This is a genomic window from Marmoricola sp. URHB0036, from assembly GCF_000426045.1.
Lineage (GTDB): Bacteria > Actinomycetota > Actinomycetes > Propionibacteriales > Nocardioidaceae > Marmoricola.
This window is the reverse complement of sequence record NZ_AUEP01000017.1, coordinates 11,724-38,484: the sequence shown is the minus strand read 5'-3', so window position 1 is coordinate 38,484 and position 26,761 is coordinate 11,724. Positions and strand designations below refer to the sequence as shown.

Here is a 26,761-nt window from a genome sequence, read left to right as displayed (position 1 = left end):
TGTATTGATGTGAGCACAATAGGGCCGTGTCCACCTCTCCGGTCGAGCTCGACGAGCCCGAGGTCGATGACGTCACCTCGCTGGCGCGGCCCTGGGTGACGATCGTCTGGAACGACCCGGTGAACCTGATGTCCTACGTCACCTTCGTCTTCCAGCAGTACTTCGGCTACTCCAAGTCCAAGGCGACCAAGCTGATGATGGAGGTCCACGTCGACGGTCGCTCGGTGGTCTCGACGGGGAGTCGCGAGGAGATGGAGCGCGACGTACAGGCCATGCACGAGTACGGCCTCTGGGCCACCATGCAGAAGGCCGACGCATGACCGGCTTCAAGTGGCACCGTCGCAGTGGGGCCAGCGTGGCGACCTTCACCGCCTTCGAGGCTGACCTGCTCCGGTCACTGGCCGGGCAGCTGATCGAGCTGCTGCGCAACGAGTCGGCCACCTCCCGGCCGCAGGGGGACGCGCTGGAGGACCTGCTCGACTTCTCCGGTCCCACCACCGAGCCCGATGATCCCGTGCTGGCGCGGTTGTTCCCGACGGCGTACCCAGATGACGAGGAGGCGGCCGGCGACTTCCGCCGCTTCACCGAGAGCAGCCTGCGCGACGGCAAGGCCGGCGCCGCTGCCGCGATCATCGACACCCTCGAGGAGGCCGGACTCCCACCTGAACCGGAGGACGGCCTGTTCATCGACGTCGAGCTCGACCCGCAGGCGGCGATGACCTGGATGCGCTCCTTCACCGACATGCGCCTGGCCATCGCCACCCGCCTCGGCGTCGAGGAGGGCGACGAGGAGTACTGGGCCTCCCTCCCTGACGACGACCCCCGAGCCCAGGTCCACGACATCTACGACTGGCTCGGCTTCCTCCAGGAGACCCTGGTCCAGTCGGTCCACTAGACGCCGTGCGGCGTCCGGGAGACGTGGAGGCGCGCGTGGGCGATGGCCTTCGGGGTCGAGTCGAAGAGGTGACCCTCGTGGGCGAGCGTCGTGTAGACGCCGAGGGCGCCGAGCACTCCGTGGTGTCCCTCGCGTACGCCGGACAGCAGGACGGTGATGCCGTGCTGCTCGAGCTGCGCGATCGTGTCGCGGAGGACGGAGGCTCCGGTGGCGTCCACGGTGGCAACCCCTGACATCCGCAAGATGACGACGCGTACGTCGCTCAGGGTGCTCAGCTCGATGAGAGCGCGGTGGGCGGCCGCGAAGAAGAGTGAACCCTCCAGCCGGTAGGCCACGATGTGCTCGTCGAGCAGGGCGTGCTCCTCGGCATCGTGGTCAGCGTGGTCCTCGTCGACGACCGGGCGCTGCTCGAGCACGGAGGACCGGGCCACCTGCCGCAGCGCGAGAGCGCCGGCCGCCACGACGCCGAGCACCACGGCCGTGATCAGGTCGAAGGCGACCGTGGCGATCGCCGTACCGATCAGGACCGCCGCGTCGCCGCGGCCGGCTCGCAGCAGAGCGCGAAGAGAGCCCACCTCGATCATCCGGATGGCGGTCGCGATCAGGATCCCGGCCAGTGCGGCCAGCGGGATCCGGCTGACCAGGGGAGTGAGCAGGAGGATCACGGTCAGGAGGAACAACGAGTGCACCACGGCGGAGAGCCGTGACCGGGCCCCGCTGCGGACGTTGACGGCTGTCCTCGCGATCGCAGCGGTGGCGGGGATGCCTCCGAAGATCGGACTGGCGAGGTTGGCCATGCCCTGCCCGAAGAGCTCGCGGTCGGGGTCGTGCCGCTCCGAGACGCTCATGGCGTCGGCCACGCTCGCGGACAGCAGGCTCTCCAGCGCAGCGAGGACTGCCACGGCCAGGGCTGGCAGCAACAGGTTCTGCAGGTGGTCCCAGGGGATGTCCGGCAGGTGCGGAGTCGGCACCCGCGAGGGGAGTACGCCGATCCGGGCGATGTCGAGGTGCAGCCCCTCCGAGACGACGGTGGCGAGCAGGACGGCGACGAGCGAGCCGGGCACTCCCGGACGCACCCGCGCGGTCAGCCACATCACGGCGATGACTCCCAGCGTCACAGCCGGTGCCCACCACTGCGGCGCCGTCCACCAGGACTGGACACCGGACCAGGCGGTGGTCAGCACCGTGTCGCCGGACCCCGTCACGCCGAGGGCCGCGGACACCTGCTGCAACGCGATGATGACCGCGATGCCGACGGTGAACCCCTCGATCACGGGCAGTGGGATGAAGCGGACGTACCCGCCGAGCCCGGCCACGGCCATCACGATCAGCATCAAGCCGGCGAGCAGGCCCACGACCAGCACGCCGCTGCGGCCGTACGTGGCCACGATCGGGATCAGCACGACGGTCATCGCGCCGGTGGGACCACTGATCTGCAGGTGGCTGCCGCCGAACAGTGCTGCCACGACTCCGGCGACGATGGCGGTGACCAGACCCGCCGCAGCACCCAGTCCCGAGGTGATCCCGAAGCCGAGTGCGAGTGGCAGGGCCACCACCCCGACGGTGAGACCGGCGACCAGGTCACGCCGTGGGGCGCGACCCATCTCCTGAAGGTCGCGACGACTCGGCGCGAGCGCTGTGGCACGCGCACGCACCCAGGCCCTCGAGGTGCTCACGCCTTTCGCGCAGGATGACGGGTGATCTCGTCGACCAGTGCCGAACCAGAGGAGTGCTTGGTGGCCAGGATCTGCCGGGCCACGAGCAGGAGGTCGCGGACCTCGGGCAGGGCGAGGGAGTAGATCACCTCGCCACCCACGCGCCGCTGGGTCACCAACCCGGCGTGGCGCAGGACGGACAGCTGCTGGGAGAGGTTGCTCGGCTCGATCTCGATGCGGGCGAGCAGGTCGTGGACGGGCCGATCCTCGTCGGCGAGAAGCTCGAGCACGCGAATCCGGGCAGGGTGCCCGAGCGAACGGAAGAACTCGGCCTTGGCCTGGTACAGCGGCACGGGCACGCTCTGGTCCCTTCTGGACTTGATGACTTGAAGAATACTTCAGGTTATCAGATCGGTGCGTTGCCGCCCTTCGGTCCCGTGCGGTGGTCGTACGGCGGCTCACCTACCCTTGAGCCCGTGCTCACCATCTCCTCTGCGGTCCGGGACGCGATCGTCGCGCACGCCAAGCGGGACCATCCCGACGAGGCGTGCGGAGTCGTCGCGGGACCAGAGGGCAGCGACCGCGCGGAGCGGTTCGTGGAGATGATCAACGCGGCCGGCTCGCCGACCTTCTACGAGTTCGACTCGATGGAGCTCTTCCGGCTCTACAAGGAGATGGACGAGCGCGACGAGGAGCCGGTGGTGATCTACCACTCGCACACGGCCACCGAGGCCTATCCGAGCCGCACCGACATCGGCCTGGCGAGCGAGCCGGGAGCGCACTACGTGCTGGTCAGCACACGTGAGCACGGGAATAGTGAGGGGCCCGTGGAGTTCAGGTCCTACAGAATCATCGACGGCGAGGTGACCGAAGAAGAGGTCACCGTCACGGAAGAGAGTTGAGACCCATGGCCATCGAGGTCCGTATCCCCACCATCCTCCGCACCTACACGGGCGGGGAGAAGGCGGTCGAGGCATCGGGGTCGACGCTCAGCGAGCTCATCGACGACCTGGAGAGCAACCACCCGGGCATCAAGGAGCGCCTGATCGAGGCCAAGGACGGGCAGAGCGACCTGCGCCGGTTCGTGAACCTCTACGTCAACGACGAGGACGTCCGCTTCACCGGTGGCCTTGGCACCGAGCTCTCCGACGGCGACCAGGTCGTCGTGCTCCCCGCAGTCGCGGGCGGCTGATGACCCGCTACGACAACCTCCTCGACTCGGTCGGCGGCACCCCGCTGGTGGGGTTGCCGAGCCTGTCGCCCTCGCCCGACGTACGCCTCTGGGCCAAGCTCGAGGACCGCAACCCGACCGGCTCCATCAAGGACCGGCCGGCGCTGAAGATGATCGAGCAGGCGGAGAAGGACGGCGTCCTCCGCCCGGGCTGCACCATCCTCGAGCCGACCAGCGGCAACACCGGCATCTCGCTGGCGATGGCCGCCAAGCTCAAGGGCTACCGCCTCGTCTGCGTGATGCCGGAGAACACCTCCGAGGAGCGCCGCCAGCTGCTGCGCATGTGGGGTGCCGAGATCGTCTCCTCGCCCGCGGCCGGCGGCTCCAACGAGGCCGTACGACGCGCCAAGCAGGTCGCCGAGGAGCACCCCGACTGGGTGATGCTCTACCAGTACGGCAACGAGGCCAACGCGCTCTCCCACGAGGAGGGCACCGGCCCGGAGATCCTCGCCGACCTCCCCGAGGTCACCCACTTCGTCGGCGGGCTGGGTACGACGGGCACCCTGATGGGCGTCAGTCGCTTCTTCCGCGCACACAAACCTGGGGTGAAGATCGTCGCCGCCGAGCCGAGGTACGGCGAGCTCGTCTACGGGCTGCGCAACCTCGACGAGGGCTTCGTCCCGGAGCTGTACGACGAGTCGCTGATCGACTCGCGCTTCTCGGTCGGCCCGCGTGACGCCGTACGCCGGGTCCGCGAGCTGCTCGAGCAGGAGGGCATCTTCGCCGGCATCTCCACCGGCGCCATCCTGCACGCCGCCCTGGGCCAGGCCGCCAAGGCGGTCAAGGCCGGCGAGCGGGCCGACATCGCCTTCGTGGTCTGCGACGGCGGCTGGAAGTACCTCTCCACCGGCGCTTACGAGGGCACGGTCGACGAGGCGGAGGACCGCCTCGAGGGTCAGCTCTGGGCATGATCCCCCTCCAGATCGCGCTGACCGCGCTGTGCCTGATCAGCGCCCTGTGGCTGGTCGTGCTGATCGTCCGCGACCGGACCCCGGACCACCTCCTGCTGAACCTGATGGCGGTGATCGAGGTCGGGCTGGTCGTGCACCTCGTGCTCGGCATCGTGCGAGTGTTCACCGAAGCAAAGGTCGATGTTGCCGAGTGGGAGTACATCGGCTACCTGATCGGCGCCGCCCTGTTCATCCCGGTCGGGGTGGTGTGGTCCTCGGGGGAGAAGACCCGCGGCGGCACCGGCGTACTGCTGGTCACCGTGCTGCTCGTCCCGTTCATGTTCGTCCGCCTCGCCGACATCTGGGCCGGCGGTGCCTGACCGCGGGTCGGCCGGCACCGGCCGTGGCTTCGGGCGGGTGCTGGTGTTCGTCTACGGCGTCTTCGCCTTCGCGGCCACCGGGCGCTCGACGTTGCAGCTGACGACCAAGGCCTCGGACGCGCCGCTGCCCTACACCCTGAGCGCCGTGGCCGCCGTGATCTACATCGTCGCCACCTTCGCGCTGGCCACCAACCGCCGGAGGCTGGCCCTGGTCACCGTCGGCATCGAGCTCGTCGGCGTACTCACCGTGGGGCTGTTGACCAGTGCCCTCGAGCCCCAGGACTTCCAGGACACCACCGTCTGGTCGGACTTCGGGGCGGGCTACGGCTTCGTCCCGCTCGTGCTCCCCTTCGTGGGTCTGTGGTGGCTGTGGCGCCAGGGTCGTCGTGAGGCAATCGTGACCGAAGAGTCGGCGTGACCTGAGTCGCTATTGATCCCGGATCGAGGGGTGCTGCGTCTAGCCTGTGGGATTGTGACTGATGCGCCGATCGGGATCTTCGACTCGGGCTTCGGCGGACTGACCGTCGCCCGTGCCGTCATGGACCAGCTGCCCCACGAGGCAGTGGTCTACCTCGGCGACACCGCACGCCAGCCCTACGGTCCCAAGCCGATCGGCGAGGTCCGGGAGTACGCCCTCGAGTGCCTCGACCACCTCGTCGACCAGGGCGTCAAGGCGCTGGTCATCGCCTGCAACTCCGCGAGTGCCGCGATGCTGCGCGACGCCAGGGAGCGCTACGACGTGCCGGTGGTCGAGGTGATCCTGCCGGCCACCCGACGTGCTGTGGCGGCCACGCGCAGCGGCCGGATCGGCGTGATCTGCACCCGGGCCACCGCGCAGTCCCTCGCCTACGAGGACGCGTTCGCCGCCGCTCCGCACATCGAGCTGACCACCCAGGTCTGTCCCCGCTTCGTCGACCTCGTCGAGCAGGGCGTGACGAGCGGACCGGAGCTGCAGGCCGTCGCGCACGAGTACCTCGACCCGCTCACCGAGGCCGGCGTCGACACCCTCATCCTCGGCTGCACCCACTACCCGCTGCTGACCGGCGTGATCTCGCTGGTGATGGGCGACGGGGTCACCCTGGTGAGCAGCGCCGAGGAGTGCGCCAAGGACGTCTACCGGATGCTCGTGCAGCACGGCATCGAGCGCGACGGCCACGACCGACCCGTGCACCGCTTCCTGACCACGGGTCAGCCCGAGGAGTTCGCCACCCACGGCCGCCGTTTCCTGGGCCCCGAGCTCGAGGCCGTCACGCAGTACGCCGGCGGCGGCTGGGTGGTCCCTGCATGAGGCTCACTGTCATCGGCAACTCCGGTTCCTACCCCGGCCCCGAGTCCTCGGCCAGCTGCTACCTGCTCGAGGAGGAGCACCTCGGCCGCACCTGGCGGATCCTCCTCGACCTCGGCAGCGGCGCGCTGGGCTCCCTGCAGCGCCACACCGACGCCCGGACGATCGACGGCGTCTTCCTCTCCCACCTGCACGCCGACCACTGCCTCGACCTGTGCGGCTACTACGTGATGCGCAAGTACCACCCCGAGGGCGCGCTGCCGAAGATCCCGGTGCACGGCCCCGCCGACACCGCCCGGCGGATGGCCAAGGCCTACGACCTCGACGAGGACCCGGGGATGAACGAGGAGTTCGACTTCGTCCCCTACGCCAACACCGCGCTCGAGTTCGGGCCGTTCACGGTGACGGCGCGCGAGGTGGTGCACCCGGTCACGGCGTACGCGCTCCGCGTGGAGGCGGGCGGCCGCACGCTCGCCTACTCCGGCGACAGCGGGGTGTGCCCCGGGCTCGACGACACGGCACGCGACGCCGACCTGTTCCTGTGCGAGGCCTCGTTCCTCGAGGGCGCGCCCAACCCGCCCGACCTGCACCTGACCGGCGCCGAGGCCGGTCGCACCGCCGCCGGTGCCGGTGCCCAGCGGCTGCTGCTCACCCACATCCCGCCGTGGCACGACCCGCAGGTCGTGCTGGGCGAGGCGGCGTCGGAGTACGACGGCAAGGTCGAGCTCGCGACTGCCGGCACGTCGTACGACGTCTAGATCTTCACAAATTCGACGCATCGCGGTCCCATAAATCGGTTGCCGCCTCGGGCATAGTGGGCCGGGTGATTACGCTCGAGAACGTCACGAAACGCTACGGCGCGTTCACCGCCGTCGACGATGTCTCCTTCACCGCGCAGCCGGGACGGGTGACCGGCTTCCTCGGGCCCAACGGGGCCGGCAAGTCGACCAGCATGCGCGTGATGGTGGGGCTGACTCCACCCAATGGTGGCCGGGCCACCATCGGCGGCCACCTCTACTCCCAGATCCCCAACCCGGCCCGGCACGTCGGCGTGCTGCTCGACGCCTCCGCCCAGCACGCCGGTCGCACCGGTCGCGAGGTGCTGCGCATCAGCGCCGACACCATGGGAGTCGGACCCAAGCGGGTCGAGGAGATGCTCGAGCTGGTCGGGCTCTCCGGCAACGAGGCCAAGCGCCGGGTGCGCAACTACTCCCTCGGCATGCGGCAGCGCCTCGGCATCGCCAACGCGTTCCTCGGCGACCCGTCGGTGCTGATCCTCGACGAGCCGGTCAACGGCCTCGACCCGGCCGGCATCCACTGGATGCGCGGACTGCTGCGCCAGTTCGCCTCGCAGGGCGGCACGGTGCTGTTGTCCTCGCACCTCCTGCACGAGGTCGAGATGATCGCCGACGACATGATCCTGATCGGGCGCGGCAAGATCGTCGCCCAGGGCACCAAGGCCGAGCTGCTCCAGACCCGCGGCACCTACGTGAAGCCGGAGGATCCCGCGGCGCTGCTCCAGGCCCTCCAGGGCGCCGGCGTCGAGGCCATCCCCTCCGGCGACGGCGGGTTCCGCTCCGAGGCCGAGCCGATCGACATCGGCCGCGCCGCCGCAGCTGCGGGCGTCGTACTCATCGAGCTGAAACCGGCGGAAGGCGCCGGCCTGGAGGAGATGTTCCTCCAGCTCACCTCCGACGACGCCCGCGAGAGCATCACCGCCCAAGGAGTCCAGGTATGAACGTCGCCACCCCGCACGGATCCGTCGCTCCCGGCACCCTCGACCTGACCGCCGACAAGCCGGTTCCCTTCGGCCGGTTGGTCAAGGTCGAGCTCCGCAAGATGCTCGACACCCGCGCCGGTCTGTGGCTGCTGATCTCGATCGTGCTGCTCACCGGCCTCGTGCTGGTCATCTTCCTGATCAACGCCGACGACAAGTCCTTCGTCAACGCCATGCAGGCCACGGCCACGCCCCAAGGGATCCTGCTGCCCGTGCTCGGCATCCTGCTGGTCACCTCGGAGTGGAGTCAACGCACGGCCATGGTGACCTTCACCCTCGAGCCGCACCGAGGCAAGGTGCTGTGGTCGAAGGTGACGGCGGCCGTCCTCCTCGGTCTGGCGGCCGTGGTGCTCGCCCTGGTCGTGGCGTCCGCGGTGACGGCAGTCGGCGGAACCTCCGACGCCTGGCACGACGCCAGCCTGCAACTGGTCCTCCAGTACGTCGTCCTCCAGCTGCTCTCGGTGCTCGGCGGCCTGGTCTTCGGCCTGCTGTTCCTCAACACGGCCGCCGCCATCGTCACCAGCTATGCGTTGCCCATCGCGTTCTCGATCATCACCTCGCTGGTGAGCTCCTTCCACAAGGTGCAGCCCTGGGTCGACCCCGGTACGGCGCAGACGCCTCTGCAGAGTGGCGAGATCCTCAGCGGCAAGGAGTGGTCGCACGTCATCGTGACCAGCCTCATCTGGGTGGTGCTCCCGTTCGCGATCGGCATGTGGAGGGTGCTGCGCGCCGAGGTGAAGTAGGCGCGGCCGTTCACCTCACCTGCCGTCGATAAGGTCGGGCCATGACTTCCCGCACCGACGGTCGCGCCGACGACGAGCTCCGCCCGGTCACGCTCACCCGCCACTGGCAGGACCACCCGGCCGGCTCCGTGCTGGTCGAGTTCGGCCGCACCCGCGTGCTGTGCGCGGCCTCGGCCTCCGAAGGGGTCCCGCGCTGGCGCAAGGGCTCGGGTCTGGGCTGGGTGACAGCGGAGTACGCCATGCTCCCGTCGGCCACCAACACCCGCTCGGACCGCGAGTCGGTCAAGGGCCGCATCGGTGGCCGCACCCACGAGATCTCGCGCCTGGTCGGCCGGTCCCTGCGCGCGGTGATCGACTACCGGGCGCTCGGGGAGAACACGATCGTGCTCGACTGCGACGTGCTCCAGGCCGACGGCGGCACCCGCACCGCGGCCATCACGGGGGCCTACGTCGCCCTGGCCGATGCCGTCGCCCACCTGAAGGGCCAGGGTGCCCTTGCCGGCGACCCGCTGACCGGCTCGGTCGCGGCGATCTCGGTCGGCATCATCGACGGCGTGCCCCGCCTCGACCTGCCCTACGAGGAGGACGTGCGCGCCCAGACCGACATGAACGTCGTGATGACGGGGGAGGGGTCGTTCGTCGAGGTGCAGGGCACCGCCGAGGGGGCGGCGTTCAACCGTGCCGAGCTGGACGCCCTGCTGGCGCTGGCCGAGAAGGGCTGCGCCGACCTGACCCGGATCCAGCGGGAGGCCCTGGCCGTTGACTGAGGTCTTCCTTGCCTCGCGCAACCCCAAGAAGATCGAGGAGATGCGCCGCATCCTCGATCGACACCTGCCCGGGATCGTCGTACTCGGGCTCGATGACGTGGCGTCCTACGACGAGCCCGTCGAGGACGAGGCCACCTTCGAGGGCAATGCGTTGCTCAAGGCGCGGGCCGGGCTGGCGGCGACCGGTCTCCCGTCGCTGGCCGACGACAGCGGGCTGTGCGTCGACGCGCTCAACGGGATGCCCGGGGTGCTCTCCGCCCGGTGGGCCGGCCGGGCCAAGGACGACCACGCCAACAACCTGCTGCTGCTCGAGCAGCTGACCGACGTACCCGACGAGCGCCGTGGCGCGCAGTTCCGCTGCGTCGTCGCGCTGTGCCACCCCGACGGCGAGGAACGGCTCGCCCCCGGCGCCATGCCCGGGCGCGTGATCCGCGAGCTGCGCGGCAGCGGCGGCTTCGGCTACGACGTGCTCTTCGTCCCAGACGACCAGGACGGCGAGTTCACCTCGGCCGAGATGACCGCCGAGGCCAAGGACCTGATCTCCCACCGCGGCCACTCGCTGCGGGCCATCGCCCCGTCGGTCGTGGAGCTTCTCGGCTCCTGAGGGAGTACGCCCGGCGAGACTCGAACTCGCACTGGCCAGGACCTAAACCTGGTGCCTCTACCAATTGGGCTACGGGCGCGCGGCCGCCAGTCTAGGGTCCGCTGGGGCGCTCAGGCGGCGCTGTCGAGGCCCAGGTCGCGACGCAGCTTGGCGACGTGGCCGGTGGCCTTGACGTTGTACTGCGCCACCGCCACCTTGCCGTCCTCGTCGACCACGATGGTGGAGCGGATCACGCCCTGGACGGTCTTGCCGTAGAGCTTCTTCTCCCCGAACGCGCCGTACGCCGTCATCACCGACCGGTCCTCGTCCGCGGCCAGCGTGATCGTGAGGGAGTCTCGCTCGCGGAACTTGGCCAGCTTGGCCGGCTTGTCCGGCGAGATGCCGATGACCTCGTAGCCGGCGCCCTGCAACGAGTCGAGAGAGTCGGTGAAGTCGCAGGCCTGGGTGGTGCAGCCGGGGGTCATCGCGGCCGGGTAGAAGTAGACGATCACCTTGCGGCCGCGGAGTCCCGACAGCGAGACCTCCTCGCCGGTGTCGGTGGGCAGCGTGAAGTCGGGGGCGGTGTCGCCGGGGGAAAGACGGGCGGGCTGGTCGCTCACAGGGGATCGCTCCTTGTCGGGCTGGGAACGCGACGACCGTACCGCGCTCCCGGATTGATAACCTCCTCACCTGAAGCGCCCGACCAGCCCCGACAGGAGCCAAGGACCGTGTCCGACCAGGTGACGACCCTCGAGAGCGAGATCGAGCAGACCCGCGAGCACCTCGGTGCCACCATCGACCAGCTGCTCTACCGGGCCAGCCCCAAGACCATCGCCCGACGCGAGATCGCCTCGATCCGCGGCTTCTTCGTCGACCCGAGCGGTTCGCCGCGCACCGAGAACATCCTCAAGGTCGCAGGCGGTGTCGCCGGCGTCGTCGCGTTCTTCGTGGTCGTGCGCAAGATCGTCGCGTGAGCAAGCGCAGCGTCGCCGAGGTCACCGAGCCGACGGGTGAGAAGACCCCGATCCAGATGCTGCACGACCGGGTGCTCGTCGCGGTGGACCTGGACCCGGGAGAGCGCCGTTCCAGCGGCGGCATCCTGATCCCGGCGACCGCGGCCATGGGCGGCCGACGACTGTCCTGGTGCCGGGTCGTGGCCGTCGGGCCGCACGTGCGCACCGTCGAGCTCGGCGACCGGGTGCTCTTCGACCCCGACGAGAAGGCCGAGGTCGAGGTCACCGGGGAGCTGTACGTCGTGCTGCGCGAACGCGACATCCACGCCGTCGCGGCTGATCGCCTCGGTGACGCCCAGACGGGGCTCTACCTCTAGCGCCGTACCTCGGAGTCGTTGCGGTGCTTGGGCCGTTCGGCGGGCACGGGCGTCACGCGGTCGACGGGTGCGCCGTCCCGCGAACCGATCAGCGGCACCGTGAACCAGAACGTGGTGCCCTCTCCCGGGGCCGACTGGAACCTGACCTCGCCGTGGTGTGCCTCGGCGATGGAGCGCACGATGTTCAGTCCGAGCCCGGTGCCCTGGATGGCGTGCTCGGTGGCGAGGGAGGACCGGAAGAACTTCTGGAACAGCCGTCCCTGCTCCTCCAGCGGGATCCCCATGCCGGTGTCGTGGACGCAGAGCTCGGCCACGTCACCGATCGTGCGGAGGGTGACGTCCACCTCGCCGCCGGCGTCGGTGAACTTGACCGCGTTGCTGACCAGGTTCAGCACGAGTCGTTCGAGATAGGCCTGGTCGCCCTCCAGCAGCACCGGCTCGGCCGGCAGGTTCACGTGCAGCGAGACCCGACCCTTGTGTGCGGAGTGTGCGACCTCGTCGGTGGCCACGCGTACGGCGCTGCGCAGGTCGACCTCGATGCGCTCGAGGGCGAGGTTGCCGTCCTCGACCCGCGCCATCGTGAGCAGGTCCTCGACCAGCGTCAGCAGCCGCTCGCCGTTGCGGTCGATTCGCTCGACGAGCTGTTGCTGGTCGACGGTGAGGTTCTCCGACATGTCCTCGGCCAACAGCTCGGTGTAGCCGACGATGCTGGTCAACGGGGTGCGCAGCTCGTGACTCACCGCCGACACGAACTCGCCCTTGGCGCGGTCGAGGTCGAGCATCCGCTGGTTGGTCTCGCGCTCCTTGTCCAGCGCGAACACCAGGGCCTGCTCGGCCGCACGCCGGTCCGTGACGTCGCGGACGACGCTGAGGAAGCTGACCGGGTTGCTGTCGACACCGCGGACCGCCGTCACGCTGACCGAGACGGTCAGCCGGCTGCCGTCCTTGCGCACATAGGTCCAGTCACGGGTGTCCTGGTCGGCGCCCTGCGCGACCGGGTGGGTCACCACGTCGTAGCCGGGCGTGAGACGAAGCTTCTGGGCCCGGGCGAGGATCTCGCGGCTCTCGTGGAAGGGCATCGGGGTGGTGCGGCCGACGATGTCCGCGGAGGAGTAGCCGAGCAGCTGTTCGGCGCCGGGGCTGAACCAGGTGATGATGCCCTCGAGGTCGGTGGCGATGAACGCCGTACCGCTGGCCGAGTCGAGCAGCTGGCCGAGCTGCACCTCGTTGTTGCGGATCTTCCGCAACGAGTCGCGCAGGTGGATCATCGCGACCGAGAACGCGACCGCGGTGATCGCGCTGATCGCGACGAAGCTCTGGGCGCTCGCGGCGATGTCGGTGACCGAGGCCTGCCCGGTGATGTCCTTGAACGGGCCGCGGCCCATCGTGGTGAGGGCAGCCAGGCCGAGCGTCACGCCGAGCAGCTCGAGGTTCGCCCACCGGCTGGTGAACCGTGCGGCCGCCCACATCAGGAGAGGCAGCAGGAGGAAGGCGACCGGTTGGGACGGGTCGGCCGCGATGCAGGCGAGGGCGCCGAGGGCGAGCAGGGCCAGGTGGGCCATCACCTCCAGCACTCGCGGCTGCGCCTTGTGGCGGGACTGGCGCAGGAAGAGCGGCAGCAGCACGGCCTGGGCACCCATGTGGGTGACGGCGATCCAGAGCATCGGTCGCCACAGCTCGTGCTCGCCGCTGAGGCCGATGGTGCCGGCCGTGACGACGCCGGCCGCCCAGGCGCCGAGGGTGATGGCGATCAACCAGCGGAAGTAGTCCGTCCACGAGCGCAGCTCTGGACGATCGACCTCGAAGCCGGTGAGCCACCAGAGCACGATGACGGCCTCGATGGTGTTCGCCACCGCAAACCCGACGGCGAACACGGGCTCGCGGCCGGCCACGAGTGAGGCGACGAGGACGATGAGGAAGACCACCGGCAGGAGCAGGCGGGTGTGGCGGCGTGGTGCCGTCACCAGCATCGCCGTGGTCAGTGCGGTGGCCGGCCACCACCTCGCGACCAGGAGCGGATCGGGCGAATGGCGCAGTGCGTAGACGGCAACCGCCAGCGACGACGCAGCAAGACCAGCCGTCATCACGCCGGTCGATCGTGAGCCGTGCACGGACAGGTCCTTGTCGTTCGCCGTCGGGTCATGACAGGCCGCCCGAGCGAGCGACTCGTCTGTGCTGACGGTAGGCCAGATACATGGACCGATGGGTAGAAATACCCTAATTCGGACTTGTGTCGTCAGGCGGGAGGAGTGCTCACAACGACGCGAGCGCGCCGTACCCCTCCTCGTCGAACTGCACGGTGAAGGTGGAGCCCTCTCCCGGGTTCGACCGGGCGCTGATCCGGGCGCCGTGCAGCTGGGCGATGCTGCGGGCGATCGAGAGTCCGAGCCCGCTGCCGCTGACGGCCTCGGTCTGCGCGTGGGTGGTGCGGTAGAAGCGGTTGAACAGCAGCGAGCGCTCCTCCTCGGGGAAGCCCACTCCGGTGTCCTGGACCTCGATCGACGCGCGCGGACCCTCGGCACGCACGCGCAGGGTGATGTGGCCGCCGTCCGGGGTGAACTTCACCGCGTTGGTGGCCAGGTTGGAGACCATCCGCTCGAGGTGCTCCTCGTCGCCGAGGACGACGACCGGCTCGATCGGGAGGTCGACGTCGAGGCGCTGGCCGCGCTCGGTCGCGTCGAGGTGCACCCTCTCGCCGGAGCGCCGGATCACTTCGCGCAGGTCGACCGGTTGCTTGATCATCTGCACGTCCAGCGACTCCAGGCTGGAGAGCGTGAGCAGGTTGTCGATCAGCTCGAGCAGCCGGTGGCTGTTGGAGTCGATGCGGCCGAGTGCCTCGTGCTGCGCATCCGAGGTCTCGCCGTACGCCCCGTCGAGGAGCAGCTCGAGGTAGCCGACGATGTTGGTGATCGGGGTCCGGAGCTCATGGCTGACGCTGGAGACGAACGCGTCCTTCGTGCGGTCGATCTCGGTGAGGTGGGCCACGGCGCGACGCTCGGTCTGCAGGGCTCCCTCGAGGGCGCTCTGTGCGCGCACCCGCTCGGTGATGTCCTCGGCGGTGCTGAGGTAGCCGACAGCCGTGCCGCCCTTGTCGGTCATCTTCGCCAGCACCATCGACATCGTGCGGACCTGGCCGTCCTTGCGGATGTAGCGCCAGTCCCGCGGCCCGATCTCCGGCTGCGCGCTGTGCAGGGCGACGTCGCGCAGGGTCGCGGGTACGCCGAGATCGGCGGCCTGTTTCGCGATCTCCTCCTCGGAGTGGAACATGTCGGCCCGTCTGCCGAGCAGCTCCTCCTCGGTCCAGCCCAGGAGCGCCTCGGCTCCGGGGTTGAACAGGGTGATCAGGCCGTGCTCGTCGGTCTCGATGATGGCCATGCCGGTCGCCCCGGACACGATGCGGCTCAACCGCTCGCGCTCGCTGACGACCTCGGCCGCGCTCTGACGCGAACGGGCCACCACTGTCGCGAACGGGAGGCAGACCAGTGCACAACCCAGCAGGAAGGCGATCTGGGGTCCGCTCTGGAGCTCGGGGGAGCGTTGCTGGAGCACGTCGAGATCCCGGAACGGTCCCCGGTCGAGCTGGATGAGGGTGCTCGCGAGGGTGGCCACCACGACCAGCTGCCAGAGCGCCTCGCGCATCGGTGCTCGCAGGGCGCCCCAGGCGATCAGCGGCAGCACGAAGAAGACCATGCCGGGGGCGTTGACCGAGATGAACGCTCCGAGCGTGACGACGACCGTGAAGGCCCAGCGGAGCCAGGTCTCGGCCCGGCCGCTCTCGCCCGGGTGGCGGAACTCCTCCATGAACAGCGACAGCACGATCAGCTGGGAGGCCAGGTGGGAGCCGAACGCCATCGCCAGCACCTCCCACGGCACGCCGAACCCGGCGATCCCGGCCGTGAGGGCGAACAACACGCCGCCGGTCGCCGCGCCCACCAGTGCAGCGAGCGTGAACCGCGCGAGGTCGAGGTCGTCGTTGAGGCGACGGCCGTAGCCCCACCGGACGGTCAGCACCTGGACGGTGACGAGACCCTCGACGACGATCGCGACGGCGTACCCGCCAGAGACGCCGAGGGAGTACCCGCCCAGGACGAAGGTGGCGAGGGCGAGCACCAGGAAGGCGCCGGCGAGATAGGGCGCCGCCCGCCGTCCGGCGTACACCAGGACGCCGGAGACCAGACCGACCGGCCACATGCCGCCGATGTGCGTGCCGGCCGGGGCGGAGAGCACGGCTCCCAGCCCGAGAGCTGCCGTGAGCAGCATCAAGCCCGCGACGCGTGCACGCGGCGTGGTCGCCACCGGTTCTCCTGTCACAGGGAAGGGGGTGATGCGGCTCTCACTAGACCAGTTTTGGCCCACGGATGCAGGCATTGTCGAAGATTCGTCGCCGGGTGTCGCGCGGCCTGTGAACGGCCTTCACCGGGCAAGCAGAACGGCCGGGCGCCCGAGGCGTCCGGCCGTTGCTGGAGTGCTGTGCGGTGTGGTCAGACCTCGTCGCGCCGCGCGCGCTCCGACTCCACGTCCACATCGGGGTCGATGCGGTCGGCCTCACGCAGGTGGTCCTCCTGCTGGGCGCGCGTCATGTCGTACGACGTGCGCTCAGCCTCGGCGTGGGCCTCGAGCTTGTCGGCCTGGGCACGCACCCGGTCGGCCTCCGCCTGCGCCTCGCGCGCCCGCGCCTCCTGGACTGCCGTGGTCGCCCCCGTCGCGGCGGCGTCCGAGCGCAGCTCACTGGCCCGCTCGCGCGCAACCTGGTCCTTCTTCCGCTTCAGCGCTGCACTGATCAGCACGGCCGCGATGAGCACGACCAGGATGATCACGATGATGACAACCCACTTCATGGTTTCTCCCTGATTGCGGCGCCTGCACTGCACAGGCGCCTGGTCCCTCCTGGAACCTTTACCCGGGCTGATCCGCGGACAAACGGGACGGTCTCGCCGGAAGCTGTCCTAGGCTTCTCGGGAGGTGCTCGCATGAACGACTTCCTGGACGCTCTCGGACTCGCGTTCAACTCCCACGACCCCCAACAGCTGGCCGCTCTGTTCGCCGAGGACTACCGCAGCGTCCAGCCGGCCCACCCGGGCCGCGAGTTCGTCGGCCGACCCCAAGTCCTCGAGAACTGGACCGCGGTGTTCGACGGCGTCCCCGACTTCGCCGCCACCCTCGTCGGCGGCGCCCAGGACGGCGACGCCGTCTGGAGCGAGTGGTCGTGGTCGGGCACCCACGCCGACGGCACCGGCTTCGCGATGAGCGGCGTGATCGTCGCCGTACTGCGCAGCGGGCTCATCGCCGAGGGCCGCCTGTTCATGGAACCTGTCGACCAGAAGGAGACGAGCATCGACGAAGCCGTCAAGGAGCTGTACCAGCCGTAGGGCTGGCGTGGCTTCCGGTCGCCTGGCAGGTCCCGTGGTTGTGCGGGGAGCGTCAGCGAGCGTCTCGAGACCACGGGGTCTGCTCTGTGGCCACGGCCGTGGCGGAGGCGGAGGTGGGCGAGTGTCTGCGCGTGCGTTTCCTGGTGGTGCTTCCGGGCCCGCTCGGTTTGGTCGGGGCTCCGGGTTGACGGGGTACGTGGTCGATCTCCGCTGTGGTTGCGGTGGCGTCCCGGCGCCTTCGGTCGGCGTGCGGTCGCTCGGCTCGAGATCCTGGGGTTGCGGCCGTGGTTCGGGGAGGTTTTCGTCTCACGGCATGGGTGTGGCCCCGGCTGGGGCTGGCCGGGGTGGCGGATCAGTTGGTTCGTCGCGGTGGTCGCCGGGAGATGGACGGGACTTCGTACTGGTGTCCGGTGGGTGCGGTCCAGATGTAGGTGCCGTCGTCTCGACGTTTGTAGTCCCAGGAGGTGAAGGTCTTCATCCGGTGATGCGTCCTACAGAGAGGCGCGAGATTGAGCGGGTTGGTTTGGCCGGGGGGTCCGCCGTCGGCGATGGGGATGTAGGTGGTGATGTGGTCGAGGTCGCAGGACCGGGAGTCGCGGATGCAGCCGGGGAAGACGCAGTAGGCGTCGCGCAGCATGCAGAGCTCCCGCATCGCACTGGGTGGGTCGTGCTGGTCGACCGCGGTGGAGGCGGTGGTGTCGTTGAGGTGGAGGACGGGTCGGACGATGACCTTTCCGCCGACGGCTGCATACCGGGTGAGCCAGTCGGTGAGGAGCTGGTCGGTGGCCGCACCGAGCTTCTCGATCGACACTGCACCGGGCTGGTCGGGATCGAGGTGCACGTAGAGGTTCACCGCGCCGAGAACGCTGCCCGGGCTGGGTGCGGCGCCTTCGCGGCCGGACATCAGGTCGAGGGCGTACTGGGGGTCGGCCAGGATCCCGACCGCCCGGGCTCGGCGAACGTCTAGTTGGTCGGTGTCGCCGAGGCTCCTGAGTTCGCCGGCGATCCGGCCGACGGTCTGGTCGAGCAACAAGGCGTCGGGGGTGTCCAGGGTCATCACCACGTCGGTGGTGGCCGGGTTGCCGCGGTGGCGTAGCCACACTCCGCGTCGGGCGAGCTCCTCCTCCTCGTCGGCCACAGCGCGGTCGGGGTCGAAGTACAGCCGTGCCTCCTGGACGAGGCGGGCGGCGTCGACCAGTCCGATCTTCGAGGGGGTGGCGGAGATGAGCCGGTCGGCGAACGCCACTGCTTCTGGTGAGAGGTCGTGGGTCTCCCGGGAGATGGCCCGGGCTCGCCACACCGGGATCTGACCGTCGAGCACGAGCTCCCAGAGCCGGGGAAGGCGATAGACGAGCTCCAGGGCATCGGCCATCCGCTGCTTGGCCGCCTCCAGGGAGATGCCGAGGGCGGCCGCGAAGGACGCCGGCGCGAACTCATCGACCAGCGGCGCACCCGGACCAGCCAGCGGCGCGCGAGATGCGGTGGCGAAGATGCCGTGGTCGTCTTCCCAGCCCGCCGGGGACTCATCACGACAGGGGTACAGAAGTGCCCAGTGGATCGCCATGTAGAGCTGTTCGACTTCACATTGGTGGGCCAGCGCGCGGGCTGCCTGGACACGGTCGATCACCTCGGCTGCGGTGAGAGTGGTGGTGGTGTCCATGGAGAAACTCTAGACGGCGGCACCGACAGTTTCGCCCAGAGATTCGAAGGTGTGGAGAACTCTTCTGACCCCCACCGAATGCCAAGCAAACCGTGACGGACGCACTGCCAGAACCCCGACCGCCGCAACCACAGGATCTGGACCCCCGCGGCCGGAAGGCGGACAGAGGCATCCGGGACGCCACCGCTACCCCACGCCGACGGAAACCACGACTCTCGTTGACCCAGACCGGCCGACCAGCCCGAGTGGTCTCGACTATCCGCTCGCTTCGCTCGCTGCTCGACCACCTTGCACGCTGGGGGGGGCGCACAGTGAGGGGTGGTTTCGAGACGCTCGCTGGCGCTCGCTCCTCAACCACCGAATGCCAAGCAAACCGTGACGGACCCACTGCCAGAACCCAGCGACCCCAACCACAGGATCTGGACCCCCGCGGCCGGAACCCGAACAAAGGCATCGGGACGCCACCGCAACCCCACGCCCACGGGAACCACGACTCTCGTCAACACGACCGACCGACCAACCCGAGTGGTCTCGACTGTCCGCTCGCTTCGCTCGCTGCTCGACCACCTTGTCCGTCGCGGCCGATGCGGGAGTGGGTGGTTTCGAGACGCTCGCTGGCGCTCGCTACTCGACCACCGAATGCCAAGCAAACCGTGACGGACCCACTTCCCGAACCCAGCGACCGCAACCACAGGATCTGAACCCCCGCCGCCGGAACGCGAACAGAGGCGTCGGGACGCCACCGCAACCCCCGCCCACGGAAACCACGACTCTCGCTGACCCTGAGCGACCGACCAGCCCGAGCGGTCTCAACTACCCGCTCGCGTCGCCCTCGACGAGCTCGGCCAGGCGGTCGAGCGACTCCTGCCAGCCGGCCTCGTTGTCCTCGGGGCGGACGGCCGCCGGCAGTCCCTCGTGTACGGCGGTGAGGTCGGTGCCTCCATGGGCGTCGGTGAGCGTGATGGTGATCGTCATGGGGCCGGCGAGGTCGGGGTCGTCGGTCTCGAACTCGTCGATCTCGACGACCCGCTCGTCGGCGACCAGCTCGGCGAACCGGCCTCGGTAGGTGTCGGTGTGGGCACTGCTCTTGCCGGCCCGATCAGGGGCGTCGTAGGTCAGCGAGATGCGGAACGACTCCCCGTCGAACTCGTGCACCTCGCTGGTCATGCTGCGCGGCACCTTCCACCGAGCGATGTCCGCGGGGTCGATGAGGGCGGCGTACACCCGCGAGCGCGGTGCCTTGAAGTGCCGGTGGGCCTTCGTCGTCGACATCAACCCATGATGCCCCTAGTGCAGCTGCGGCCGGCGCAGGGTGACGCCGGGTTGTGGGGAGCCGGCCGAGTGCGACCGCCGCTCCTGCAGGAGTACGACGGCACCGGCGATGATCGCGACCACCTCGGCACCGGCGGCCGTCCAGACGGCCCAACCGGTCCACTGCTCGTGGAGACCGAACAGCCCCCAGCTCGCGGAGATGATGAACGCCCCGAGCGTCGAGAGTCCGAAGCCGACGGCGAGCAGCGGCGGCAGCCAGTGTCGCCAGACGACGAGCAGGACGGCGATCACGACGCCGCCGATCGCATTGGTCATGAACGCAGGTCCGATCTTGTCCAGGTCACGGAACCCGTCGAACCACAGCTTCAGGTGCACGTACGCCGAGACCAGCACGGCGAGTGCGGTGAGGAGGCGCATCCTCATGGCTTCTCCCTTTCGTGGATGGGTCTCGCGGGAGCAAGGCCTCATCAGGGGAAACGGGGGGAGGGCCCGCGCGGTTCACCTCGCGGGAGGTTCCTGCGTTCGCCGCTCCGCGACTCGTGCCTGTACGACGGCCCGGATGCGCGTGGTCAGGAAGGTCGCCGTGGTCGCGACGAACACCACGTTGAACACCATCTGGATGAGCACGAGTCCGCGAGCGATCTGTCCGGTCGCGTGCACGTCGCCGGTGCCGATCGTGGTCAGGTTGTTCATCACGAAGTACAGCGAGTCCACGCGGGTGTGCAACCCGGCGACCTGGCCGGGATCACGGCGCTCCAGCACGTAGAAGGCGTAGGCGAAGACGACGACCACCAGGAGGATCCCGATGATCAGGCCGTCGATCTTCCGGGTGGTGTCGTTGAGCTGCAGGCGAAGCTGGCGCACCATCAGCACGGCCAGGCCGACCAGGACGAGGACCGCGAGCACGACCCGTGCCACCGCGTCGCGCATGGCGTGGCCGGACACCGGTACCACGAAGTAGAGGGTCACGATGAGGATGAGGACGCCCGACAGCCTCAGCCAGCGCACCCAGCCCATGCCTGCCTCCGTCCGGTAGACCGCTCAAGGGTGCCCGCATCCGCGGGAGGTCGGGTTCACCCGGAGCGGGTGATCGCCGACGGGCGGGGAGCCGAGACTCTGGACCATGCGCGTCGCTGACCTCCGGGCAGCGTTCGGACGGACGGTCGGACGCGCCCGTGCACTGGCCTACCGGATCCTCGACACCGTCCCGCCCGTCCGACGGACCGTCGACGAGCTGGTCAGGGTGGAGATCGTCGACCGCGCCATGGTCATCGGCGCCCAGGCCCTGCTCGCGCTGCTGCCGCTGCTGATCGTGCTGGCCTCCTTCCTGCCACACGAGGCCATCGCCCTCGCGGTCGATCGGTTCGAGGACGTCCTCGGCATCACCGGTGGGGGTCACGCCGCGGTCCAGGAGGGCGTGTCCAGCGTCGAGGGCTCAGGAGGCACCGGCATCGACGCCGAAGCGGTGCGCAGGACGACCGGCATCATCGGCATCCTGATCACGTTGTTCTCGGCCACCAGCTTCTCGCGGGCGATCCAGCGGATGTACGAGCGCGTGTGGCAGCTCGAGCACCGGGGTGGCGTCGTGGGCCGTCGTCGTTGCCTCTCGTGGCTGTTCGGCTGGCTGATCGCCTCCCAGCTGATCGCGGGAGTCACCTGGGTGGAGAAGGCGCTCGACATCCCCGTCCTCGAGCCGCTGTGGTTCCTGCTGGCAGCGGCGCTCAACAGTGTGATCTGGTGGTGGTCGATGCGGGTGCTGCTGTTCAGCCGGGTGCCGTGGCGCGAGCTCGCGTTCCCCGCTGCTGTCACGGGCACGGCGCTGACCATCTACACCGGCGGATCCAGCATCGTGATGCCGACGTACGTCGCCCAGAGCGCCCGGCAGTTCGGGACGCTCGGCCTGGTCCTGGCCGTGGCGACCTGGCTGGTGGGCTTCGCCGGCGTCATGGTGGTCACCGCGACGGTGGGCCGGGTCGTCGCCGAGGACCAGATGATCCGCGCGTTCGCGACTAGGTGGGTACGTCGGTTGCGGCCGGCTCCGGCGACCTCGCCAGCAGCTCCACGACCAGAAGCACGACCGCCGCGACCACCAGCAGCGTGATCGTGTAGCCGCCGGTGGGATGGGCCGCCATCACGTAGAGGACCACGACCAGGCCGAGCACGACACCGCGGATCGCACCCCGGTAGCGACCGAGCATGAGGCCGAAGGGGCCGGTGTTCAGGCCGGCGCGGTCGGAGCCGTGCCGGACGACGTCGAGTGCGCGCGACGTGCCGCGTCGTACGGACACGGGGGCCGGCTCGGGGCCGCTCACCCAGGCCACGAACGCGACCGCGAGGAACAGCACGAGCAGTGCGCGGAGGTTGAGCCGGATGAACCAGACCAACTGGTCGAAGATCGCAGCGGCGGCATCCGAGGGCAGCCGGTCGGTGGGGATGGCATCGAGATAGACGATGCGGGACAGGTTGAGTGCTGCCCCCAGGACGAGCATCGAAGCGGCCACCGCCAGCGCCCCTACCATCAGCGTACGGCGGTGCCGGCGCGACAGCGCGACCGCCGCGGCAAGGAAGAGCAGGGCCAGGATCGGCAGCGTCGTCGAGGACGCGCTGAGCAGCCGGAACCCGGTCTGCGCCCTGGCCAGGTCGGCGGACTCGAAGAGCGTGAACGTCGCGGTGATCGTCGGCAGCCGCTCGGCCAACGTGAACCCACGGTCGACCAGACGTGCCTTGACGGTGTTGATCAGCACGGCCAGGTTGAGCTGCACCGCGTTGCCCTTCACCTCGACGGCGTCGCCGGTCTTCCCGGTCAGCACGGCGACCATCTGCGTGTGCGCCTCGCGGTTGGCCTGTTCCCAGGCCGCGGCGAACTCCTCGGACCGGACCAGCTTGGTGACCTGGGTGTGCACGAAGTTGTCGATGCCGTTGTCCAGGGCCGGGAGCAGCGCCCCGAGGCTCTCGGCGGCTCGCGGTGGCAGGCCGCGTTGGGCGAGGGCGTCCACCGCCTCCTGCGTGATCTCGTGCACGTTGAGCCGGCTCGTGATGGCGTCGCTGATCCGCGTGATGACGACGTCCTGGACGGCGGGGTCGTCGGCCAGGGGGGCGACGGTCTGCACGTAGCGGTCGGTGTCCGACATCGCGTCGTGCGCCCAGGTCGCGACGACGGCCAGCGGTGCCAGTACGGCGGCCAGGAGCACGCACACGCCGACGATGATCTTGCGCCACCACTGGGACCGCGGTTCGGCCGACTTCGCGGCGGCGTCCGGCGGATCCTCGTGGTCGAGGGCGGCCGCCAGACGGTCGACCTCGGCCCGAAGCCGCTCGACCTCGGTCTGCGCCGACCGATCGCCGTCGGGATCACTGGTGGAGGTCATGACACGGGGTGCACGGAGTGGATGTGCTCGGTGCGCAGTCGCAGGGCGCCGACGATGACGATGAACCCGTAGCCGAGCAGCCACACGCACGTGACGATGACGAGGAAGCCCAGGGACACCTTCGGGTTGGCGACCAGGAAGATGCCGGCGCCGATGCTGACGACTCCCTTCACGATGTCCCAGATGCGCGAGCCGGGCGTACTCGGCAGGAAGGCACCCACGAGGTCGCCGAGGCCGACGACGATCCAGAAGATGCCGATCAGGATGCCGATCACCTTGAGGGTCTGGATCGGGTCGGTCAGGCACAGCACCCCGATGACGACGGCCAGGACTCCGGTCAGGCCGACGACCCACCGACGGTTCCGGTCGTACGACGCCGAGCCCAGCGCCAGGAACATCTGGACGCTGCCCATCAGGATCAGCTGGATCGCCAGCAGGATGGCGAGCACCTTGAGCGTCTCGCCGGGCCAGGCGGCCAATACCGCGCCGATGGCGAACGTGAGCACGCCGTAGGCCAGCACCAGGCCCCAGTGCTCGGCGAGCGTGGTCGTCCTGGTCTCCGTGACGAACTCCAGGCCCGGGTCGTCATGGCCGCGACTTCCGGTGTGCTCGCTCATGCCGTTCTCCTGACGTGCTCGATCGACCCGCAGGACGGATGCGCCTTCATGGTGGCGCCGGGCTCGTCGGTGCTACCTCGCCCGAATCGGGTGGCTCCGCCTGGGGCGCGGCCTCAGAGGAGGTGCAGGTTGCGCGCGACGGCGAGCGCCTCGCTGCGACGGGTGACTGCGAGCTTGCCGTAGAGGCTCGAGACGTGCGTCTTCACGGTGTTCTCCGAGACGAAGAGCTCGGCCGCGATGTCGGCGTACGTCGCCCCGCGGGCCAGCTCGTTGAGCACCTCCCGCTCGCGGGCGCTCAAGGACGGGCGCACGGTCGGGTCGGTCGCCTGCGTGCGCTCACGCGGGGTCGCGGTCATCGGAGCGAAGATCGAGGCGATGTCGGGCCGACCCTTCGCGGCGGCGGCGATCTCGTGGATCCACGACGTCGGTGTCTCCTTCTCGAGCCGCTCGAGCAGGGTCTCCATCGGCGTGCCCTGCCGGCTCCACCCCAGGAACGGCACCGCGTTGCGGCGTACCTCGGTCAGCGTGGCGGCATCCCGGAGTCGTGTGATCGCGTCGTCGTGGTGACCGAGCACGTCGAGCAGCTGCGCCTCGCAGGTCAGTGCCAGCGCTCGGCTGGCCGGCTGCGAGTAGGTGACATCCTCCTGCGCCGCGGCGAACGCCTGGACCGCGCCCTTCCGGTCGCTCTCCAGCTCGAGCCGGAGCCCGGTCAGCAGCTGTGCCTCACCACGGGCGCCCAGCGAGACGAGCTCCTCGGCCCAGGACCGCAACGCCTGCGGGTCACCCGCCAGGCTGGCCAGGAACCCGCGCTCGAGCACCAGTACGACGCGCAGGTGCTCCGGCATCGGGAACCAGGTGGGGGGCACCTCGAGGATCTGCTCGGCGGCCGAGACCGATCCCGCCATCAGGGCCAGCCGGGCGTCGCGCAGCCGGGCCCAGAACCGGCCGACCGGATCACCGATGTGGAGCGGCATGGCCGCCTCCGCAGCTGCGTCGGGCACGACCTGCCCGGCCGGCCACGGGACGTCGCACAGCATCGCGAGCTGGCGCGCCAGCTCGACCCGCGCGCCGACGTAGACGGTGCGGCCGATCGGCAGCTGCTGCAGCACGTCGTTGGCGATCTCGATGCAGGCACTCTCCCGTCCCTGCATGTACAGCGTGAGGGCGAGGTGGGACAGGCTGGCCGCCGTCAACGCGGTCAGCCCGCGAGCACGGCTCAGGGAGACTGCCGTGGTCAGGTTGACCTCAGCCTCGGTGAGGTCACCGAGCCAGGCCTGGGCCATGCCGAGCTCGGCGACCAGGAGCGGCAGCAACGGCTCCGGTTCGCTGGTGCGCATGTGCGCCAGGACCACCTTGCGGGCATGGCCGATGGCGGCCACCACGGGCTCGGCACCCATCCGGGCGCGGAGCAGCCGGGCACAGGCGATGCGGGGGCACAGTGCGTCGCGATGCTCGGCCTCCTTGGAGTCGGCCACCACCCGGTCCAGCCAGTGGCCGGCGCCGCTGGCGTCGTTGCCGAGCCACCGTTCGAGTCCGAGCACGAACCACGTGTCGGGGGCCGACTCGACGATGTCGGGGTGCGCCCGGGTGAAGGCGGCGATCGTGGAGCCGTGGCCCCGCGTCAGGATGGTGATGCCCTCCTCGGCCAGTACCCGGGCGGCTTCCTCGGGCTCGTTGGCCGAGACGAGGCGACCGAAGGCGCGTTCGGTCTCACCCCTGGCCAGGTCGAGGCGGACCGCGCGCAGGATGGTGGCCTGCGCCTGGGCGACGTCGACGCCCCCGGCGACCAGCCGTCGCCGTACTGCCTCGATCAGGAGTGGGTGGATGCGGTAGCGCGAGGAGTCCGGGGTCGACGGGTCGGCGGGTAGCTGCGTGACCAGCAGCCCGGTCGCCTCGAGGTTGGCCAGGACCTCGCCGGCCCGCGGGTCGTGGGAGAGGTGTGCCGCCTGGTCGGTGGTGACCACCTCCTCGTTCGCCACGCACAGCAGGAGGTGGCGCTCGCGCGGCTGGAGGGCGGCGAACACCTCACTCGCGAGTCGATCGGCGATGCTCGCGTCGCCCCTGACGTAGCGACGCGCGGTCGTCACCGCATCCGGGGTGGCTGCGATGGCCCGCGACGCGAGCACGACGGCCGCGACCCAGCCGTTGGAGTGGTCGACGACCGACCGGATGACCTCCGGATGGTCGGTGCGGGCGTGCTCAACCACGAGCGGGATGCACTCCTCGTCGCCCATCCGGAGGATGTCCCCGCGCAGGATCGAGAAGTCACCCATCAGCTCGGGCACGAGCCGGGTGAGCGGGAGGTCCCAGCGCGACAGCAGGATGAGTCGCAGGCTCTCCGGGGTGTTGACCAGCCGGTTGTCCAGCAACCGCTGGGTGGCGGTCGGCAGCTGGTGGGCATCGTCGACCACCAGCAGGCGCGCCTCGGACGGGTCACCCTCGGCCAGGTCGGTGAGCAGCTGCTCCATGCGTGCGGGAGACCAGGTCACGTCGGCGTGGATCCACGTCGTCTGTGCTGCCCGGCCGGTCGTCCGCAGCCAGCCCGCCACTCCGAGCGTCTTGCCGGCTCCGACCGGCGCGACCACGAGCGTCACCCCGCTCGCCGTCACGTCCTCGAGCCGGCTCCACAGGCGCGCACGAGGGACGTAGACGCGCGGGAGCCGAGGGACCGCCGACTCCGTCTCCTCGGCGCGTTGCTCGGGAAGACGGGCTGCCTTCTTGGAGCGTGGCGGCGACGACACGGACTTCTTGCGCACCGCAGGCTTTTCCGGCATGGCCGCTCTCCCGTCGTGGACCGAAAACGGCAACCTGCGAGGACCCCTCCAGCTCCGCGGCCGCCCGAGTCGGTCATGGATCGATCTGCACCGCAGGGGAGGGGCATCCGGCCCCCCTCCTACTGTCGACCGTAGGGACGTCGCTGACCGGCCGCGTCACCCTCA

General features: G+C 69.7%; 30 protein-coding genes and 1 tRNA gene. 17 read left to right on the top strand and 14 right to left on the bottom strand.

What is annotated here, in order from left to right; translation table 11 throughout:
- Nucleotides 1-26 precede the first annotated feature (26 nt).
- Together clpS and H976_RS30145 are read left to right on the top strand one after the other, a co-directional pair.
- Nucleotides 27-320 carry an ATP-dependent Clp protease adapter ClpS gene (gene clpS / locus H976_RS0118415; protein ID WP_027862738.1) on the top strand — a complete coding sequence of 98 codons (294 nt, stop codon included), beginning with the start codon at nucleotides 27-29 and terminating at the stop codon, nucleotides 318-320.
- On the top strand, nucleotides 317-895 hold the full coding sequence (locus tag H976_RS30145) for a DUF2017 domain-containing protein (protein ID WP_027862737.1): 579 nt from the start codon (nucleotides 317-319) through the stop codon (nucleotides 893-895). The genes clpS and H976_RS30145 overlap by 4 nt, the downstream gene beginning before the upstream one ends.
- On the opposite strand, the gene H976_RS0118405 is transcribed toward H976_RS30145, so the two are convergent.
- Entirely contained in the window at nucleotides 892-2,499 is a 1,608-nt protein-coding gene (locus H976_RS0118405) for a SulP family inorganic anion transporter (protein WP_155918508.1), read from the bottom strand. The two genes, H976_RS30145 and H976_RS0118405, sit on opposite strands and share 4 nt — an antisense overlap.
- 68 nt (nucleotides 2,500-2,567) lie before the next feature.
- On the bottom strand, nucleotides 2,568-2,909 hold the full coding sequence (locus tag H976_RS0118400) for a helix-turn-helix transcriptional regulator (RefSeq protein WP_027862735.1): 342 nt from the start codon (nucleotides 2,907-2,909) through the stop codon (nucleotides 2,568-2,570).
- 117 nt (nucleotides 2,910-3,026) lie between these two features.
- On the opposite strand from H976_RS0118400, the gene H976_RS0118395 reads away from it, so the two are divergent.
- The 11 genes from H976_RS0118395 to rdgB all read left to right on the top strand — a co-directional run bounded on the left by H976_RS0118395 (nucleotide 3,027) and on the right by rdgB (nucleotide 10,227).
- Nucleotides 3,027-3,452: a Mov34/MPN/PAD-1 family protein gene (locus H976_RS0118395; RefSeq protein WP_027862734.1), complete on the top strand. Its 426-nt coding sequence runs from the start codon at nucleotides 3,027-3,029 to the stop codon at nucleotides 3,450-3,452.
- A gap of 5 nt (nucleotides 3,453-3,457) precedes the next feature.
- The gene (locus H976_RS0118390) at nucleotides 3,458-3,742 is read left to right on the top strand and encodes a MoaD family protein (protein WP_027862733.1); all 285 of its coding nucleotides are present in this window, start codon (nucleotides 3,458-3,460) and stop codon (nucleotides 3,740-3,742) included.
- A complete protein-coding gene (locus tag H976_RS0118385; protein WP_027862732.1) occupies nucleotides 3,742-4,692 on the top strand; it encodes a PLP-dependent cysteine synthase family protein in 951 nt (316 codons plus the stop codon). Before H976_RS0118390 ends, H976_RS0118385 begins: the two co-directional genes overlap by 1 nt.
- Nucleotides 4,689-5,051, top strand: coding sequence for a hypothetical protein (locus H976_RS0118380; protein ID WP_051277020.1), 363 nt, complete (start codon nucleotides 4,689-4,691; stop codon nucleotides 5,049-5,051). The genes H976_RS0118385 and H976_RS0118380 overlap by 4 nt, the downstream gene beginning before the upstream one ends.
- Complete coding sequence (locus tag H976_RS0118375) at nucleotides 5,044-5,469, top strand: hypothetical protein (protein WP_027862730.1); 426 nt, start codon at nucleotides 5,044-5,046, stop codon at nucleotides 5,467-5,469. The genes H976_RS0118380 and H976_RS0118375 overlap by 8 nt, the downstream gene beginning before the upstream one ends.
- A gap of 54 nt (nucleotides 5,470-5,523) precedes the next feature.
- Nucleotides 5,524-6,339, top strand: coding sequence for a glutamate racemase (murI, locus tag H976_RS27210; RefSeq protein ID WP_036227307.1), 816 nt, complete (start codon nucleotides 5,524-5,526; stop codon nucleotides 6,337-6,339).
- Entirely contained in the window at nucleotides 6,336-7,094 is a 759-nt protein-coding gene (locus tag H976_RS0118365; protein ID WP_027862729.1) for an MBL fold metallo-hydrolase, read from the top strand. Before murI ends, H976_RS0118365 begins: the two co-directional genes overlap by 4 nt.
- A gap of 65 nt (nucleotides 7,095-7,159) precedes the next feature.
- Entirely contained in the window at nucleotides 7,160-8,074 is a 915-nt protein-coding gene (locus H976_RS0118360) for an ABC transporter ATP-binding protein (RefSeq protein WP_027862728.1), read from the top strand.
- Nucleotides 8,071-8,856, top strand: a complete 786-nt coding sequence (locus tag H976_RS0118355; RefSeq protein WP_027862727.1) for an ABC transporter permease — start codon at nucleotides 8,071-8,073, stop codon at nucleotides 8,854-8,856. The genes H976_RS0118360 and H976_RS0118355 overlap by 4 nt, the downstream gene beginning before the upstream one ends.
- 41 nt (nucleotides 8,857-8,897) lie before the next feature.
- Nucleotides 8,898-9,623, top strand: coding sequence for a ribonuclease PH (rph, locus tag H976_RS0118350; RefSeq protein WP_027862726.1), 726 nt, complete (start codon nucleotides 8,898-8,900; stop codon nucleotides 9,621-9,623).
- Nucleotides 9,616-10,227 carry an RdgB/HAM1 family non-canonical purine NTP pyrophosphatase gene (gene rdgB / locus H976_RS0118345; RefSeq protein ID WP_027862725.1) on the top strand — a complete coding sequence of 204 codons (612 nt, stop codon included), beginning with the start codon at nucleotides 9,616-9,618 and terminating at the stop codon, nucleotides 10,225-10,227. Before rph ends, rdgB begins: the two co-directional genes overlap by 8 nt.
- Before the next feature lie 5 nt (nucleotides 10,228-10,232).
- Here the strand turns inward: rdgB and H976_RS0118340 are convergent.
- Both H976_RS0118340 and bcp read right to left on the bottom strand, forming a co-directional pair.
- Nucleotides 10,233-10,306: transfer RNA gene (locus H976_RS0118340), tRNA-Leu, on the bottom strand.
- Between the two features lie 31 nt (nucleotides 10,307-10,337).
- Nucleotides 10,338-10,826, bottom strand: coding sequence for a thioredoxin-dependent thiol peroxidase (bcp, locus tag H976_RS0118335; protein WP_027862724.1), 489 nt, complete (start codon nucleotides 10,824-10,826; stop codon nucleotides 10,338-10,340).
- Between the two features lie 108 nt (nucleotides 10,827-10,934).
- On the opposite strand from bcp, the gene H976_RS0118330 reads away from it, so the two are divergent.
- Both H976_RS0118330 and H976_RS0118325 read left to right on the top strand, forming a co-directional pair.
- Complete coding sequence (locus tag H976_RS0118330; RefSeq protein WP_027862723.1) at nucleotides 10,935-11,180, top strand: DUF3618 domain-containing protein; 246 nt, start codon at nucleotides 10,935-10,937, stop codon at nucleotides 11,178-11,180.
- A gap of 56 nt (nucleotides 11,181-11,236) precedes the next feature.
- Nucleotides 11,237-11,536, top strand: a complete 300-nt coding sequence (locus H976_RS0118325) for a co-chaperone GroES (protein ID WP_051277042.1) — start codon at nucleotides 11,237-11,239, stop codon at nucleotides 11,534-11,536.
- Here the strand turns inward: H976_RS0118325 and H976_RS29055 are convergent.
- The 3 genes from H976_RS29055 to H976_RS0118310 all read right to left on the bottom strand — a co-directional run bounded on the left by H976_RS29055 (nucleotide 11,533) and on the right by H976_RS0118310 (nucleotide 16,374).
- On the bottom strand, nucleotides 11,533-13,647 hold the full coding sequence (locus H976_RS29055; protein ID WP_051277017.1) for an ATP-binding protein: 2,115 nt from the start codon (nucleotides 13,645-13,647) through the stop codon (nucleotides 11,533-11,535). The two genes, H976_RS0118325 and H976_RS29055, sit on opposite strands and share 4 nt — an antisense overlap.
- A 142-nt stretch (nucleotides 13,648-13,789) precedes the next feature.
- Nucleotides 13,790-15,832: an ATP-binding protein gene (locus tag H976_RS0118315; protein ID WP_027862721.1), complete on the bottom strand. Its 2,043-nt coding sequence runs from the start codon at nucleotides 15,830-15,832 to the stop codon at nucleotides 13,790-13,792.
- 185 nt (nucleotides 15,833-16,017) lie between these two features.
- Complete coding sequence (locus H976_RS0118310; protein ID WP_027862720.1) at nucleotides 16,018-16,374, bottom strand: hypothetical protein; 357 nt, start codon at nucleotides 16,372-16,374, stop codon at nucleotides 16,018-16,020.
- Between the two features lie 132 nt (nucleotides 16,375-16,506).
- Here H976_RS0118310 and H976_RS27200 point away from each other — a divergent pair, with 132 nt between their 5' ends.
- A complete protein-coding gene (locus H976_RS27200; protein WP_051277015.1) occupies nucleotides 16,507-16,905 on the top strand; it encodes a nuclear transport factor 2 family protein in 399 nt (132 codons plus the stop codon).
- 352 nt (nucleotides 16,906-17,257) lie between these two features.
- On the opposite strand, the gene H976_RS0118300 is transcribed toward H976_RS27200, so the two are convergent.
- The 4 genes from H976_RS0118300 to H976_RS27190 form a co-directional block, all read right to left on the bottom strand.
- Nucleotides 17,258-18,565, bottom strand: a complete 1,308-nt coding sequence (locus tag H976_RS0118300) for an HNH endonuclease signature motif containing protein (protein ID WP_027862719.1) — start codon at nucleotides 18,563-18,565, stop codon at nucleotides 17,258-17,260.
- 813 nt (nucleotides 18,566-19,378) lie between these two features.
- The gene (locus H976_RS0118295; RefSeq protein WP_155918506.1) at nucleotides 19,379-19,837 is read right to left on the bottom strand and encodes an SRPBCC family protein; all 459 of its coding nucleotides are present in this window, start codon (nucleotides 19,835-19,837) and stop codon (nucleotides 19,379-19,381) included.
- A 15-nt stretch (nucleotides 19,838-19,852) separates the two neighbouring features.
- Nucleotides 19,853-20,260 carry a hypothetical protein gene (locus H976_RS27195; RefSeq protein WP_051277013.1) on the bottom strand — a complete coding sequence of 136 codons (408 nt, stop codon included), beginning with the start codon at nucleotides 20,258-20,260 and terminating at the stop codon, nucleotides 19,853-19,855.
- Between the two features lie 75 nt (nucleotides 20,261-20,335).
- Nucleotides 20,336-20,854 carry a potassium channel family protein gene (locus H976_RS27190; RefSeq protein WP_051277011.1) on the bottom strand — a complete coding sequence of 173 codons (519 nt, stop codon included), beginning with the start codon at nucleotides 20,852-20,854 and terminating at the stop codon, nucleotides 20,336-20,338.
- Nucleotides 20,855-20,960: 106 nt separating this feature from the next.
- Between H976_RS27190 and H976_RS0118280 the strand changes: the two genes are divergently transcribed.
- Nucleotides 20,961-21,938 carry a YhjD/YihY/BrkB family envelope integrity protein gene (locus H976_RS0118280; protein WP_027862717.1) on the top strand — a complete coding sequence of 326 codons (978 nt, stop codon included), beginning with the start codon at nucleotides 20,961-20,963 and terminating at the stop codon, nucleotides 21,936-21,938.
- Here H976_RS0118280 and H976_RS27185 read toward each other — a convergent pair.
- From H976_RS27185 to H976_RS30960, 3 genes are all read right to left on the bottom strand, one after another.
- Nucleotides 21,847-23,205 (bottom strand): hypothetical protein, encoded by a 1,359-nt coding sequence (locus H976_RS27185; RefSeq protein ID WP_051277010.1) that lies wholly within the window; start codon nucleotides 23,203-23,205, stop codon nucleotides 21,847-21,849. The genes H976_RS0118280 and H976_RS27185 overlap by 92 nt on opposite strands.
- Complete coding sequence (locus H976_RS0118270; RefSeq protein WP_027862716.1) at nucleotides 23,202-23,822, bottom strand: HdeD family acid-resistance protein; 621 nt, start codon at nucleotides 23,820-23,822, stop codon at nucleotides 23,202-23,204. The genes H976_RS27185 and H976_RS0118270 overlap by 4 nt, the downstream gene beginning before the upstream one ends.
- A 113-nt stretch (nucleotides 23,823-23,935) precedes the next feature.
- Nucleotides 23,936-26,596 carry a LuxR C-terminal-related transcriptional regulator gene (locus H976_RS30960; RefSeq protein WP_255337327.1) on the bottom strand — a complete coding sequence of 887 codons (2,661 nt, stop codon included), beginning with the start codon at nucleotides 26,594-26,596 and terminating at the stop codon, nucleotides 23,936-23,938.
- Nucleotides 26,597-26,761 lie beyond the last annotated feature (165 nt).